General features: G+C 36.8%; 8 protein-coding genes and 1 pseudogene. 4 read left to right on the top strand and 5 right to left on the bottom strand.

Annotated elements, in window-relative coordinates; all coding sequences use genetic code 11:
- Nucleotides 1-55: 55 nt before the first annotated feature.
- Both IWC72_RS04920 and IWC72_RS04915 read right to left on the bottom strand, forming a co-directional pair.
- On the bottom strand, nucleotides 56-2,887 hold the full coding sequence (locus IWC72_RS04920; protein WP_194529020.1) for a glycoside hydrolase family 2 protein: 2,832 nt from the start codon (nucleotides 2,885-2,887) through the stop codon (nucleotides 56-58).
- Between the two features lie 10 nt (nucleotides 2,888-2,897).
- A complete protein-coding gene (locus IWC72_RS04915; RefSeq protein WP_226979493.1) occupies nucleotides 2,898-5,741 on the bottom strand; it encodes a glycoside hydrolase family 2 TIM barrel-domain containing protein in 2,844 nt (947 codons plus the stop codon).
- A gap of 341 nt (nucleotides 5,742-6,082) precedes the next feature.
- Here IWC72_RS04915 and IWC72_RS04910 point away from each other — a divergent pair, with 341 nt between their 5' ends.
- Complete coding sequence (locus IWC72_RS04910) at nucleotides 6,083-6,679, top strand: hypothetical protein (protein WP_194529019.1); 597 nt, start codon at nucleotides 6,083-6,085, stop codon at nucleotides 6,677-6,679.
- Between the two features lie 98 nt (nucleotides 6,680-6,777).
- On the opposite strand, the pseudogene IWC72_RS04905 reads toward IWC72_RS04910, so the two are convergent.
- The 3 genes and pseudogenes from IWC72_RS04905 to IWC72_RS04895 all read right to left on the bottom strand — a co-directional run bounded on the left by IWC72_RS04905 (nucleotide 6,778) and on the right by IWC72_RS04895 (nucleotide 10,482).
- A pseudogene (locus IWC72_RS04905) lies at nucleotides 6,778-8,520 on the bottom strand (alkaline phosphatase D family protein).
- Nucleotides 8,521-8,804: 284 nt separating this feature from the next.
- The gene (locus IWC72_RS04900; RefSeq protein ID WP_194525113.1) at nucleotides 8,805-9,899 is read right to left on the bottom strand and encodes a type I phosphomannose isomerase catalytic subunit; all 1,095 of its coding nucleotides are present in this window, start codon (nucleotides 9,897-9,899) and stop codon (nucleotides 8,805-8,807) included.
- 4 nt (nucleotides 9,900-9,903) lie between these two features.
- Nucleotides 9,904-10,482 (bottom strand): divalent metal cation transporter, encoded by a 579-nt coding sequence (locus IWC72_RS04895; RefSeq protein WP_226979492.1) that lies wholly within the window; start codon nucleotides 10,480-10,482, stop codon nucleotides 9,904-9,906.
- A 537-nt stretch (nucleotides 10,483-11,019) separates the two neighbouring features.
- Between IWC72_RS04895 and IWC72_RS04890 the strand changes: the two genes are divergently transcribed.
- From IWC72_RS04890 to IWC72_RS04880, 3 genes are all read left to right on the top strand, one after another.
- The gene (locus IWC72_RS04890) at nucleotides 11,020-12,411 is read left to right on the top strand and encodes an exopolysaccharide biosynthesis polyprenyl glycosylphosphotransferase (RefSeq protein WP_226979491.1); all 1,392 of its coding nucleotides are present in this window, start codon (nucleotides 11,020-11,022) and stop codon (nucleotides 12,409-12,411) included.
- A gap of 100 nt (nucleotides 12,412-12,511) precedes the next feature.
- On the top strand, nucleotides 12,512-13,333 hold the full coding sequence (locus IWC72_RS04885) for a polysaccharide biosynthesis/export family protein (RefSeq protein WP_194529016.1): 822 nt from the start codon (nucleotides 12,512-12,514) through the stop codon (nucleotides 13,331-13,333).
- A 75-nt stretch (nucleotides 13,334-13,408) separates the two neighbouring features.
- Nucleotides 13,409-15,961, top strand: a complete 2,553-nt coding sequence (locus tag IWC72_RS04880; protein ID WP_194529015.1) for a polysaccharide biosynthesis tyrosine autokinase — start codon at nucleotides 13,409-13,411, stop codon at nucleotides 15,959-15,961.
- Nucleotides 15,962-16,085: the final 124 nt, after the last annotated feature.

The following is a 16,085-nucleotide window of genomic DNA, read 5'->3' as shown; positions in this document are numbered from 1 at the left end:
AGTGCCGTTACTACCAAGGCAAAGAATTGATGTTTTATTTTCATAGCTGTATGGTTTAAAACTGAAAGGTTAGTTCTACTACAATGGGCTCATCGGTATTTCCGAAATATTTTTTGGAACTGCCTTGTGGACCGGATTGCTCTGCAGGCATAAATTTGGTGCCCATTGCAGGAATATTTTTCACAAAAGAAAGGTCTCCTTGGGGGAATTTAGTTACTGCAGCACCTTTTCCGGGGTCTGAAGGTTGTTCTGGGGTAAGCATACGTAGAAATGTAAGGTCTGAATGGCAGTACACCGTAAAGCCATTATTATTCTTTCCATTTAACTTCATCCAATACAGGTTAGAGAAAAACCCTTTAAATTCTGGATAGACAAACCCTGGTTGACCGGTAATTGTATTGTTATAATCGTTTTCCCAAACCTTAAACTGCGTGCCTTTCATGCGGTTGCTCCACACACGGTATGGACCATCTCCTAGCCATTTCATGCCCTTAACTTCTTCCTCGGTGAAAGAAAAAGATATGCCTATATATTCTTCAACGATTTTTTGGTTTCTTATTTCAACATGTAAATCAAGTATTCCGTTGGGGTGAATGGTCCATTTAAAGAAATCTTGCGTCATTTCATGGTTGCCATCCCAATCATGATATTTTTTTCTTTTTTTGAACCATGCAGTAATCTCAACTTTATCATCTGATGATTTTATTTTTACATCTTCTAATTCCGTTTTGTTACCTAATAAAATGGGGCCTTCCTTTATGGGAATCAATTTTCCCTTTTTTGTTACTTCTTTGAGTACTCCCGTTTTAGCTGAAAATTTAAATTGGTTTTCATCGGCATTGATTATTATGAAGTTGTTGGAAGTAGTAGTTGTGATACTTCCCTTTTTAGAGTATTTAATTTTATCGGTATTCACCTGCTTAGCCATTTTTACCGGATATGACCACGTGAAGATTTCTTTACCGTGAATATCCGTTGCCTTCAAGAATAGGGCATCCGCAGATTTCCAATTGGTGGGCTTATCAATAGAGAAAGTTCCCTTTTCTAATGGTGCTAACTTTGGGAGTTCAACATTGCTTTCCGACATCATACCGAAGTCCGTTCCACCTTCAGGCCCATTGAAATTAACCCATTTCGCAGTCATGGAGCACTCATCCAAATCTGTGAAATGATACCGGTTTTCAACTTTGAAAGTTCCGGAAAAATCTTCCCTAATATATCTGTCCGCTATATAAATTGGGGACCATATTTCTTTTATGGTAAAATAACTGGCCTCTTTTTCGCCGTAAGGCCCCACAATACCATCCGCTCCATGATTACCGTCAGTGTCGATTATGCCACCTTTATCCATGCGCACTACACCTTCATCTGCAAAATCCCATAAGAAACCGCCAGCCGCCAATGGCATATTCCACATTTGTTTCCAGTAGTCATCAAGGCCGGCACCATGCCCACCATCATATAAACCGTGTAAAAACTCTGTAGGAAAATAGATTTTATCCTTGCTAGGGGAGTCAAAAGCAAACTTATAGTAGTCCGGGTAGTGCATGGTATTTGTCTTTTTAAAGACGTTCCAAGGGTGTATTACCTCTCTTTTTTGAATGTCCCATTTGGCAAATTCATCATCTAACTCGGTATTCCAACCACTTTCATTACCGTTGTCCCACATTAAAATAGATGGATGATTTACATCTCTAGTAACCAGTTCTTTTATTAGTTTTTTCCCAACTTTAGTGTCCAAATAGGGTACATGCCATGTACACAGCTCATCCAAAACAAAGAGGCCCAAAGAATCGCAAGCTTCTAGAAAATGAGTGTCTGGTGGGTAATGAGACATGCGAACGGCGTTCATATTCATGTCTTTCATCATTTTTACATGCTCAATACTCAGTTCTTTGGAAGTTGTTCTGCCGGATTTAGGGTGGAAGGAATGACGATTTACACCTTTAAACTTTATTGGTTGACCGTTTACATAAATACCATCACTTTCTCGGATTTCAACCGTACGGAAGCCTATACGTTCCGAAACTGTATGTAGTTCCTTACCTTTCTTATCCAACAAACTAATTTGAAGCTGATATAAATTCGGCTTTTCCGGGTTCCACGTTTTAATGTTGGTGGCCTTTGCTTTAAAAGACAACTTCCCTTCGTGCTTCTCTACTTCCGCCTCTGGAAATTCCTGAACTAATTTTCCTTTCAAATCAAAAAGCTTTGCCACGATAGAAGTCGCTTTTTTAGAGTTTGTATAAACATCTGCGGTGACAGTTCCGTTGGCTTGTGCATCAATTGCCACGCGCTCCATGAACTGCTGCGGTAAGACTTCTAAATATACCGGACGATATATTCCTCCAAAAATCCAGAAATCGGCATTGCGCTCCGCTGAGTTTATAGATGCATTGGCAGACATTTTATTCACTTTAACTTCCAATAGGTTTTCTTCTCCGTACTTAAGTAATTTTGAAATATCATATTTGAATTCGTAGAAAGCTCCTTGGTGAATTTCTCCTGCCAACTTACCATTAATATTCACTTCACAATCGGTCATGACACCTTCAAAAACTATCTTTACTTTCTTTGTTTTCCACTGGGAAGGCACTTGAAATGTATGTTTATATAGACCATGCTCATCGTAATACTGTTTTCCATCTTTATAATCCCGTCCGTAGTTATAGTTGCCAAAACCTTGAAGTTCCCAACAAGAGGGCACAGGAATTTTTGACCATTTTCCGCTTTGCATTCCATCGGAACAAAAGAAATCCCATTCAACGGTATCATCTTTGCCTGTTCCGGACAGATATTGGATTTCGGTGGTTTTTTGGGCAAACAAAATTCCAGAGTTAAACACGGAGAGTAGAAGCAGTATCGCTAAGGAAAGTACATTTTTCATTGGAGTCGGTTTAAAATTTAAAGGTTAGGTCAAGGCTTATTAAATCGTCGTCGTTTCCAAAATAATGCTCGGGATTACCATGTGGACCAGTACTTTCCGCATACTGAAACTTGGTGCCAATAGCAGGAATGTTCATCACAAATGAAATATCTCCTGCAGGGAATTCTGGAATTACTTTATCCCTCTTATTATCGGCTGGCGCATCTGGTGTGAGCATACGTAAGTAGGTATGAGGTGTTTTACAGTATACGGTAAAACCGTTGTTGTTCTTACCCTTTAATTTGGACCAATACAACCCAGAGAAAAAGCCTTTGAATTCCGGATAAACAAAACCGGATTCACCGGTGATGGTATTATTGTAATCGTTTTCCCAAACTTGGAATTTTGTTCCTTTCATTCTATTTCTCCAAACGCGGTACGGGCCATCTCCGAGCCACTTCATACCTGCAACTTCTTCTTCTGGAAAAGAAAAGGTGATGCCCCTAAAACCTTTTAGATTTCGGTAACCTTTGAACTTAACCTTTAAGTCCAATAAACCATTGGCATGCACTGTCCATTTTATAATATCTGAAGCATATTCTTTTACGGTTGACCATCCCGGGGATTTATCCGTCTTTTCATAAACAATGGTTATTTCAACTTTATTTTCAAAAGGGGTTATGGTCAGATTTTCTATTTTTTGATCTTGATTTAGGATAATTGGCCCGTTACTTAAAGGTATAACGGTACTGTCTTTTTTTACCTCTTGTAACATGCCTGTTTCTCTGGAAAAACGATAAGTTATATGGTTTGCCTCAATCCTTATCTGTTTATCCTTGGTTTCTGTGATAATGACTTCGGACCCCTTATAGTCAATTTTAGAATCACTTACATCTTTTGGTGTAGAAACGGGATAACTCCATGTAAAAATCTCTTTCCCATATGGGTCTATTGCCGTTAAGTGCAAGGCATCGGTAGATTGCCAGTTTTGAGGCTTGTTAACCGTGATTTTCCCTTTAGACGACGGAGCTAAGTTGGGTAGTTTTACTTCACTCTGGCTAATAATGGCAGGGTTGTTTTTACCGTCTGGTCCATTGAAGTTTATCCATTTTGCGGTCATGGAACATTTCTCTAGGTTAGTATAATGATAGCGGTTCTCTAACCTGAAAATTCCGTTGAAATCATTAGTTATAAACCGATTCTCAATATAAATTGGAGACCATATTTCTTTAATGGTGAAATAACTGGCCTCTTTTTCCCCATAAGGTCCAACAATACCATCTGCGGCCTTGTTTCCTTGTAAATCGATTTCATTATTTCTATCCGTGCGCTCAATGCCCTCATCCGCAAAATCCCAAAGAAAACCACCCGCGCTAAGAGGTAAGTTCCACATGATATTCCAATAGTCTTCTAATCCCGCTCCATGGCCACCATCATACAAGCCATGTAAAAACTCCGTTGGGAACAGGATTTTTTCTTTGGAATAGGCATCGTTTATTAAGGAATGATAGTGACTGTAATGAATGGTATTCGTCTTTTTGTAAATACTCCAGGGGTGGATGACCTCTCGGTTTTGAATATCCCATTTGGCGTAATCATCATCTACTTCTGGATTCCAACCTTGCTCATTACCATTGGCCCAAAGTATGATGGAAGGATGATTAACGTCTCTAACCACGGTTTCCTTCACAATTTTACGAGCTACTTTGGTGTCTAACATTGGGTTGTGCCACGTGCAAATTTCATCTATGACGAATAAGCCTAGGGAATCGCAAACATCTAAAAAGTGGACATCCGGGGGATAGTGAGACATACGAACAGCATTCATATTCATGTCTTTCATTTGTTGCGCTTGTTCAACACTCCAAGCTTTTGATGTAGTCCGACCCGATTTGGGATGAAAAGAATGCCTATTTACGCCTTTAAACTTAATGCGTTCCCCGTTTACATAAATGCCATCACCTTCAAGGATTTCAACCGTTCTAAAACCAATTCGTTTATTTAAGCTATGCAGTACCTCATTCTTTTTGTTGAGGAGTTTTATTGTTAGGATGTATAGATTGGGAGTTTCAGGATTCCATGTTTTTATAGTATTTGCTTTGGTAGAAAAGTTCCATTTCTCGCTTGTGCTCTTGTTTTCTGTAACCGATAAATCTTGAATTTTATTTCCTTTATCATCTGATAAGTACATTTGTATGGATGAAGCCTTTTTTGAAGTGGTAAATACGTCTACATTTATTTTTCCATTGGCTTTTGCATCAATGGCTACACGCTCCATGTGTTCTTTGGGTAAAATCTCTAAATAGACAGGTCTATATATACCACCAAAAACCCAAAAATCAGCATCTCGTTCTGCATGGTTTATGGATTCGTTTGCGGAAACCTTATTCACTTTAACCTCCAATAGGTTCTCTTTTCCATAATTTAAAAGTTTACTTATTGCATATTTAAACTCGTAAAAAGAACCTTGGTGAATTTCTCCCGCCAGTTTGCCGTTTATTTTTACTTCGGCATCTGTCATAACACCTTCAAAAACAATTTTTACTTCGTTGTTACTCCAATCCGCAGGTGCATGGAAATTATATTTGTATACCCCATATTCTTTAGCGCGTGTTTTGACGTCATCGCTTCCGTAGTTGTACGCTCCAAAACCTTGTTGTTCCCAGCAAGAGGGTACTCCAATGGTTGTCCATTCTCCACTTTTTCTCCCTTCCGAGACGTAGAAATCCCACTCTACCATATCGTCCATTCCTGTGCCTGATAAATATTGGATTTTAGTTTGTTTTGAATTTGTGCCAGGCTGAAAAGCATTTGCGTTTAAAACAGATAGGAAAAGAGCTATGATAACGGTCATAGTTATTTTAGGATTTTTCATACGGGTTCAGTAAAGTGTGGTTCTCTGCATAAAGTTAGGTTTTAAGCGCCGCCCCTAGTGCGTTAACCCTACTTTAACGGTAGTTATAACGGTTAATGTTAAATGTAAACGATTTAAAATCAGTTAGTTGATTTAAAATCACTTAAATTGATTTGAAATTTTAATGCTTAGGTGTTTTGCACATTGCAATGTTTTTGTGTCCGATTTGATGGGGTTAATGAAATGAGTTTCTATATTGTTTTCTGTGACAAACCGTTGATAATGATTACTTAACATTTGTGATATGAGTACTTTCCTATAATTTGTTACTTTTCAAAAACCAACCATTTTGACACGTACTTATGTTAAGTTCCCTATTAACTTCTATTCAAGAAGCCGAATCCGTACAATCTTTCTTTATTGCTGTTGGCCCTTTATTACTGGTGTCAATGACTATTTCTTCCATGTTATTTTTCTTTTGGTATTTTGGTTTTACACTTTCTGAACAAAGAAGAAAAGCAAGGTGGTGGTTGGTGGATAATATTGGGCTCGTACAGCAGTATAAAGATTTGGATGAACTTCTTGATGCTCTGGGGCAGAAGACCTCAGTATGCAAAAAGTGCAATAATGATAAAATGCAACTCTGGAACTATCAGCAAGAAGGCTTATTGGTAGTTCGTTGTAGATCTTGTAAAATGAATTATACGTTTACCAAGGAGCACAATGAATTAGTGCAATTAATACTTTCCCAGATGGAAGATGCCACTAAACTGGTCAATATACTCGTACGGTATCGATATCAGGCACTGGGAAAACTATTGGCACGTAACCTTTCTATAGATGCGTCAGCCATGCGGTCAGAGATTAATCCCTTTGAAGTTTTGCATTTTACTGCAAGAAAGGAGCGATTAAGAACAGAACCTGTTAATGATATTCATGTGGAGTTTTATGTTGTTTGATGCTTCTGATTATGTTATAAAGGTAAAAGACGGACTAGGATTATACCTGTCCGTCTTTTTAAACCCTCCGCTTTTCTTTTTCAGCTGAAAAAAGCGAATTATATATCTGCTGTTATTGTTTTACCTATAGTGGTGTTGTAAACAGAAGATAAAATGTTGTCTACGAAGCGATATTCTGCAACCGCAGAACCACTTGTGAATTCCGCCATTACGTAGCCTCTTCGTGATGCGTCAAAATATTTTAGGTCGTCTATAAGTAGAGAAAATGCTTGTTCTATACCTGCAACCGTTTCTGGATCCGTACCAAAGAGGCCTTCAAAACCAGGTGAAGTTACTGATGAACAAGCGAATTCTTCGCCTACTTTATCACCATTTACATCGGTTAAATTACTGTTCCAAGCATTGTGTGTGTCTCCTGCTAGTACAATTGTTTTTTTACCGTTCAGAAGAGCAAAGAGTTTTTCTCTTTCAACAGGATAGCCGTCCCATGCATCAAGATTATAAGGTACAACCGTATTTATACGACTTAAATCACTGGGAGTCAAAGAACGGTCATTGTTTAGCACCCGTGCTTTAATTGCGGATAGTTCAGAAATGGTGTTAAGTAATTGTTGAAACACTTCTGGCGTGGCATTCCCTGATGACACAGCACCAATTCCAATTAATAATTCTGCAGGTACGAACATTTTGGCCATTAAGACTTATTGGCCTATAACTTGCCATTCAGCATTGCTTCCGGTTATTTGTGATCCTGCCCATGCCAACTGTTCAGAACCTAAGATGCTTCGGTTGGGGTCCATCATAGCTGAGGAGAAACCGCCAAAATCAAAATTACCATCAGCTGTAAAATAATCGCCAAAACTTAGTTGTTTGTCTCTTCCAATAACTCTTGTGTCCAACATAACAAGGTTGGCAAGGTTTCCAAATTGAAAACTTCGATATATAATATTTCTGTTGTTAGTTCTAATAGGTAGGTATTCGCCATGTACGCGAACAGCAAATTGCTTTCTTAGTTCAAAAGAGCCTTCATCTTCAGAATGGTTCTCGGCACCCGTAGTATATGTATCGTTTGTTATTTCATGGTCGTCCCAAACAACAATGAACGGTTTTTTTTGATGTGCCAATTGCAGACTTTCATCCGTACGGTACTGTCTGTATCTTAAACGGTAGTCCTCAAGACTTAATATCTCATTCTTAGGGTCGTGAACACGCTTTAAAGCCTCTGTGTTTTCATTGGTGCCATATTCTCCTTCACCATATTCGTAAATATAATCACCTAAATGAATGACTATGTCTGCATCGCTTTTAGCAATAGCGTCATACACGTTGAAAAGTCCGGCGGGATAGTTACTACAGGAACAAACAGCTAGCTTTAGACTTGTGAGGTGCTCTCCGGCTTTAGGCAAGGTAATGGTTTCCCCTACTACGGAAGTAGTTTTAAGGTTTTCCTCCAGAAAACGATAATAGTATGTATTGTTGGAGGATAACCCCGTTACGTCTTCAACTACCGTGAAGTCGTTTTCTATGGAACAGGCGCTACTTCCTTCGGTAACTATATTCGTAAATGAACGGTCTGTTGCCACTTGCCATTTTATGTCTATGATTTTATTCACCTCTTCCGTGGTAGGTGTAAATCTGGTCCAAATCATCACGGCTTCCGCGGTTGGGTCAAAACTTCCCACACCATGCAGAAATCTAGGAATTTCATCATTTGCATCGCCGTTACCGATTAAGTTATCAAGTTTTTCACAAGCGACTAGTTGAGAAGCTAGGATGACCCCTCCCGAGGCCCAGATAGATTTTGCCAAAAAGGCTCTTCTTGTAGTAGTATTTCTTTTCATATTGAAGTTGGTTTTCGTTCTTTCTGAACTGCCCAGGTGATTGTTCAGTTTGAGCGAAAATACCAATGCTATTTGGCCTTGTCGTTACTTCAACGTTATTAGAAAATTAAGATAGCATTTTGATTAAATGCTACAGAAATGTAGAATAGGTTAGTGGAAAAAGGTGGTTTATTAAGGGCATATACAGAGTTATAACATACAGTATTTTTTTAGGCTGAGCATATTTATATGTCCAGCCCATTTGAGTGGAGGGATTTAGAAGTGGGAAGAGGAAAAGGGAATTTCTAACTTGGAGGATAGCAAAGTAGCAATTTAGAGCTTTTGGTAGATTTAAAAGTAATGTTCTCTATTGCAGCTGATATAAAAATTTCATCACCTTGATTGTAAGTGTACGCTTTCCCATTGCAGTGTAAGGTGCCGGTACCAAAATACACGACTATCACATAGAAGCTTCCGTTGGAAGCTATGGAATGTTCACCATCTAAATACAGTTCGCTGAGTCCAAAACAATTGGTGTGCTTTGTATTAAAAATAGTGTTTAAAGTATGACCATCGGCAGAGTCTATGGTTTTGGGTTCTATCTTCCACTTATCGATGGCCTCTTCTAGGGTGTAGTCGCCATAATGAAAACAGTCTAGCATAGTTTGCTCTCCTACCCCTTGGTGTATTAATTCAGGAGAGATTTCTAATCCTGCCGGAGTAATTTTCTCAACGCGCATGGTGTAATCCGTAGGTTCTTGCACTTCCATTAGGAAACACCCACTTCCAATGGCATGTGGAACACCTCCGTAAATCATAAAAGCATCACCGGGTTTTACTTCAATTTTGTGAAGGCTGTTCAGCATACCTTCTATATCTTGATTTAAAAAAAGTTCTTCCCATTTTTCACGGGTGACCCCTTTTTTGAACCCCATGTACACCACACTTGTTTCACCCTCTATTTCTCTTGTGTTTAGAACGTACCACGACTCTGTTTTTCCAAATGAAGAATTAAGGATGTCTTTTGCATAAGTTTTATCCGGGTGTACTTGAATGGTTAAGCGTTCTTGCGAATCTAGCATTTTAATCAAAACTCCTGTAGAACCGTATTTTTCTGCAACCTTCTTCCCTATAAATAGCTCCTTGTTCGATTCTATTATATCTTTTAGAGCTATGAGCCCTTCTGTCGTTTCAACTTTGGATAGACCCTCATCTTCCGGTCTGTTTTTGCCTCTAGCGGTTACGGTAGACATTATCCATTCTTCTGGGAAACTATTATCTACCTCTGGGGTGTCCTCTTTCCAATTATCGATTAAAGCCCCTCCGGAATACGTACGCCATACTCGATTTGAAATTTGCTTTAAAGGAATCTGTGCGTATTTCTGTAAATCGATTTTCATGTTTCTAGTTTATAAGTTCAATTACCCCTTTAATACCCGTTACCGAGGTGAAAATTGCAAAGATTAGTATGAGGCTCAAAATTATATTCGATTTTATATTGGCTTTATAAGTACCCATCAAATCCTTTCTATTTACCAGGTAGAAGATGCCGAGAACCGTAAGCGGTAAAATAATTGCATTTAGCGCTTGACTAATAATCATTACAAAGACAGGTTGAGCGTCAAAAATGGGAACTACCAGGCCTAGGATTGAAATGAAAAAGACGATAAGCCTGTATTTTGACAAGCTCATATCGCGCTCAGTTTCATTATAATCACAGATTAACCAAGGTAGCATTAGGATATTGGGAAATTGAGAAGACACTCCGGCAGAAACAATTCCTACTGCAAATATAGAGGTGGCAAAACTTCCTGCCAGTGGTTGTAAAAGCTCGATCATCTGCGATGCTCTTGACAATTGTATGCCTTCTACATATAAAGTACCCGCTGCTGCTGCCATGATAGAACCACTTATCAAGAACATTAAGGTTACAAAATACCCGGTAAAAAAAGAGTTATGTATGCGGAGAACTTGGTACGTCAATTCTTCTTCTCATGTTCCATAACTCGCACTTATATCTGGTTAACCAATTTGGTTAACCAGATATAGATTATTTATAGCTTAATAAGGAATTCACCGTATCTTTTTTATAAAACCGAAATAAATTGCCTTTAGGGTAGTATTTTATTTCTGTCTGAATTCGAGGTAGAGAGTAGCATATAGTAGGATAAGGTAAGAGGAATTGTCGAATTTTTATGCTTCAAATTTAATTTTAGCCATATTTTGGTCTAATAATCTGATTAACAAGGGTTGTAAAGAAAATATTTGATCTATCTTGTTAAGCTTTCGTATTGGAGGCATCCAAGTTGATGATTAATTCGTAGATCGTCTATGTGATAAGCCCTAATATCCGCTAACGTTTTACTTAATAAAATGCCAATTATCTAATATTTGGGTCAATTGTCCTAGAAGAGGAGATAATCGTCAAATTTTAATTATTTCATTCCTATATTTGGCGTCGTTCGGTGAAGAGGTAAGTTGAATGATTTTATAAACCATTAAAACCGATTAATATCCCCCATGAATTCAAAAAATAGATTTATACTTATAAATTTACTTGCATTCGAGTTTGTTTTACTCAATGTAGTGTTGACCATATGCTTTATGTTCAAGCTACCGGATTTTTCATTTAGTGATACGGCTATTCTTTGGAATATGGTGAGGTTAATGGTTATCTACAATGTAACATGGCTAGTAATCATTATGTACATTCGTAATAGTGAGTTCTATTTTAATCCGGATTTTGGTTATTTTAAGAGTATAGTAACATCACTTTTTTTCTTCGTTGGTTTTGTTATTAGTGTGGTTATTTTGTTGAAAATCAGGTATTTTGCGCGATCAACTTTTATCATACCTATTTTTATTTTTTCCTATTTAAACTTGGTGAGCCATAAGTACTTGTTGCAATATTTAAAGAAAAGGGCTTCACATCTTTTTTCCGATACTCTACTTATTGGATCAGGTTATGATGAAAGTAATATTCAAAGCTTTACCAATGCAATGACTCAATATGGTTATAACATAATGGGGTATTTGGAAAATAAGGAAAATAAGCCAAATAACATCTTAGATTTTAGTGTTTTTGGTCATATTGATGATTTATCTGAAGCTTTGACAAACCATGGAATAGATGATATTTTCATAGCTATGGCTGGTATGAAGCATGAAAAAATAATGGAGGCCATTACTATTGCTGATAGTTTTGGGGTAAGGGTAAAACTTATTCCTAAAAACCCGCTTTTAAAATCTAAAAACTATAAGGCCGTTACTATGGGAGACCTCGCTGTTTTTAAACTCAGGGAGTCGCCATTAGATCATTTTAGTACTACTATTTTAAAACGTCTATTTGATTTTTGTTTCGCATCAGTAGTGCTATTGTTGTTATCGCCCATATTTTTAATTATAGCTCTTCTTATTAAACTAGATTCCAAGGGTCCTATATTTTACACTCCATTTAGGAAGGGTGAGGCTGGTAAGACCTTTAAGTGTTTTAAATTTAGAACTATGTCTGTGTCGCAAGACCCGGTCAATGGTACTCAGTCTACAGTGGTTAATGATCCTAGGATTACTCGAATTGGTAAATACTTAAGAAAGGGTGATTTAGATGAATTGCCTCAGTTTTACAATGTTCTCAGGGGAGAAATGAGTGTTATAGGTCCAAGGCCTCATAGGATTAATTTACAAAACGACTTTAGAAAAAGTGTTAACCATTATATGGTGCGTAGTTATATTAAACCGGGTATTACAGGTTGGGCACAAGTAAATGGTTGGAGAGGCCCTACGGTAACTGACGAGCAAAAAAATCAAAGGGTAAACCATGATTTATGGTACATTGAGAATTGGAGCCCTTGGTTAGATGTGAAAATAATTTTTTTAACACTATTTGGAAGCCATCACAAAAAGGCATTTTAATTTTTCTGTATTTGAGAAAATTATATCCTTATTCTTAACGTATGTTCCGTACTGTTAAAAACCGCGTCCAAAAATAATAGACTAAAACAAAAATCAAAACATGACAATTATATCAAGCATGAAAAAACCGATGCTTACATTTCTAAGAAGTGCACTTGCCACCCTCTCTGTACGACATGTTTTTATAGTATTGTTTACAATAACGTTGACTTCTTGTTATACAACAAAAGGTGTGAACTACCTTCAAAGCGCTGATCAGGAAATGACCATTCGTTTACGTCCGACTGAATATGGTGTTCAGCCGAACGATGTTTTGAGTGTTAAAGTGCAGAGTAGAGACCCAGATCAAGTGGCATATTTTAACAACACAACAGAGGCAGATATTAACTTACAGGCTAACCCAGCTTCTTTGTTCTTAACGGGTTATACAGTTAATAAAGAGGGTTCTATTGATTTGGCCATTGTGGGGAATTTGAAAGTGCAAGATTTGACAGTAGAGGAAATTAGAGATTTGGTCCAAACTGAAATAGATAAGTATTTGTTGAATGCAGTTGTTTCTGTTAAGATAACAAGTTTTAAGGTTTCTGTTTTGGGAGATGTAAAAAACCCAGGTACAAACTACATTTATAATACTCAGGCTACAATTTTTGAAGCGTTAAGTGCAGCTGGAGACCTTAATATATCTGGTAAGCGAAAGAACGTAAAATTGATTCGCCAAAAAGGGGATAAATCAATAGTTGTAGACTTAGATTTGACAAGCCCTGAAATTATACGGTCGCCATATTATTTTCTACACCCTAATGATGTGTTGTATGTAGAAACATCAAAAGAGAATCTTTTTCAAAAGAATTTGGGTGTTTTTAGTTTGGTGCTTTCTGCTATTTCTACGACTATATTAGTATTGAGTTTTAACAACAACTAAGTTTAAAGCCATAGTATTTCAATATTTCACGGGGTATAAGATGAAGATTTTGTGATAGTTTAAAAATCTTAAGGGATGTTTAAACTTGAAGAAAACAATAATGATAACGAAATGAAAGAGAAAAAGAATAATCAAGTTAACCCTGAGCAGGAGATTAACTTAAAATTATTTTTCCGTAAGATTTACAAGAACAAGATGTTCTTTATAGCTAGTATTGGTTTTTGTGTTCTTTTGGCATTAATGTATATAGCGACAGCTACATCTATTTATGAGGTTTCAACGTCTGTATTGATTGACTCCAAAGGTAGAAACCGTGTTTTGGGAGACAGTAAATATGTTGAAGGGGGTGTGAGTTTGATTGAAATGGAGAAAAACCTATATAACGAAATAGGAATTTTAAAGTCGTTTAGCCTTATAAGGCAAACTATAGAGGATCTTAATTTTGATGTAACCTATCATACAAAAAGTTTGTTCTCATCTGAAGAACGATATGGATATTTTCCTTTTGAAGTGTATTTGGACCGTTCCAAACCACAATTGTTTGGAGTACCTTTTGAAATAGAATTGTTGTCGAAAGATAGTTATAAGTTAACAATTGAAGGTGATGAGTTTAGTGTTTCCAATCCGTCAAACGGGTCCGTCAGAGATGTAGACAGAAGTTTTGATTTTTACAAAACGTATAAGTTCGGAGAAAAGGTGGAGCATGAATATTTTACATTTAAACTTAATAAACCAGAGTATGATGTTAATGCTGAGGATTTTGATGGAGACAATCTTAGCTTTGTTGTAGGGAACATTGAAAGTGTGGCTAAGAGTTACATGGGTAAGCTTGAAGCGGATAATATTGACATTCAGGCAAGTATATTTAAGATAGTTTCTGATGGACCTATAGTAGGTAAAGAGGTAAGCTTTCTTAAAAAACTTACTGAAAATTACGTGCACAATGAACTTTCTTCAAGGAATGAGATAGCGGCAGGTAAAGAAGCATTTATTAGAAATCAATTAAGAGTCATTTCTGACTCTTTAGCTAGGTTTGAATTAGAATTAGAAGCTTTTAAAATTGATAAAAAGGCGGTTAATTTAGGAGCTACGGCTTCTAATGCATTGGATCAGACTAATGCGTTACAAGTTGAAGCGGCTAAAATTAAAATGAGTATCAACTATTATAACTCCATTATAAGGAGTGTGAAAAATAATAGAAATAGAGATGACTTTGTAATGCCATCTGGTATTGGAATTGAAGACCCGTCCATTAATCAGAATATTTTAGAATTGAAGGATCTTTATACAGAACGTTCAAAAAAGAAGTTCTTTGTTACTAGTAATAATCAAGAAATGACCATTCTAAACGGTCAAATTCAAGAGTCTACAGAAATACTATTAAGTAACTTAAGAAGTGCTGTGCGTTCATCACAAGCAGCATTAGGTGGAATTACTTCACAACTATCAAGTATTGACGAAGAAATAAGTTCTCTGCCTACAAGGGAAATACAGTTGTTAAATATTCAAAGACAAAATACGCTGTATGAGAATCTCTATAAGTATTTAAGTCAAGAATTGGCTAAAACCGGTATTGCTAGAGCAGAAAGTACATCTGACACCCGGGTTTTAGACGAAGCTAGAATGGAAGGGAATGGGCCGGTTGCACCTCAAAAATCTTTATTGTTAGGGCTTGCTGTAGTATTAGGTGCGTTGATACCCTTGGGGTGGATGATTTTCTTTTTGCCAAATGATATTATTGAAAATGTACATCAAGTCATGGCGAATAGTGATATGCCTATAATAGCAAGTATAATACATTATGATGATCAAGTAAAGGAAACACCATTCAAGATTCCTTTTATAGGAAATGAACTAGAAAGGGCTTTTAAGAAGATTAAGGGTAGTGCCAAATTGTTTGACTTTGTAAATGATAATTTTAAAGTTTCGGACGCTGAATCAGAGGTGTCACTTTGGAAACTTAAAGAATCATTCCGGGATCTTAGTACAAATCTTAAACTTGTGAATTCCGCAGATAAAGGAGTTATTGGCATAACCTCTATATTACCAGAAGAAGGTAAGACTTATAGTGCAATTAACCTGGGTATAACACTTGCAGAGGCTGGAAAAAAGACCATAATAATTGATGCAGATTTAAGAAATCCTAGTTTGGTTAAGGGCATTCGGAAAATTAAGGGTAAAGGATTATCTAACTATTTAAGGGGAGATGTAAGCTCTTTAAGTGACGTTATCCATTCACATGAAAAGGTGAAAAACCTAAAATTTATCCCATCAGAAATAGTGGATGGTAACGTTCATGAGTTATTGTCTGGAGATAAAATGAAATCAGTGGTGGAGAAACTTAAACAAGAGTATGATTATGTGATTCTGGATACACCAGCTGTAGGTTTAGTTTCAGACTTTTTGTTGCTTTTGGATATAATGGATATTAATCTGTTCGTAGTTAGAAGAAATGTCTCTAAAATTGAATTTCTTGAGGATTTGGATAATTTAATTCCGCGAGATAAAAAGAAGAAAAGTTATATCATCTTTAATGATGCCCTTAAGGAAGATCATAAGTATGGTTATGAAGCAAAGTATGGGTTGAATAAGGAAAAGCAGCTCGTAGATAAGTCGTTTTCAATATAATTGGTTTGCATTGCAGACATTAAAAAAATATTATAGGTATTAAGGTTTAATTAATCATGAAAAACTTACCTAAGTTTTTATTTTTTCTAATTCTGCTCTTATATCCATTTTTTAGTTACGTGGT

The sequence above is a fragment of the Zobellia roscoffensis genome, from assembly GCF_015330165.1.
In the GTDB taxonomy this organism is placed as follows: Bacteria; Bacteroidota; Bacteroidia; order Flavobacteriales; family Flavobacteriaceae; genus Zobellia; species Zobellia roscoffensis.
This window is presented reverse-complemented; position numbering and strand designations above follow the sequence as displayed.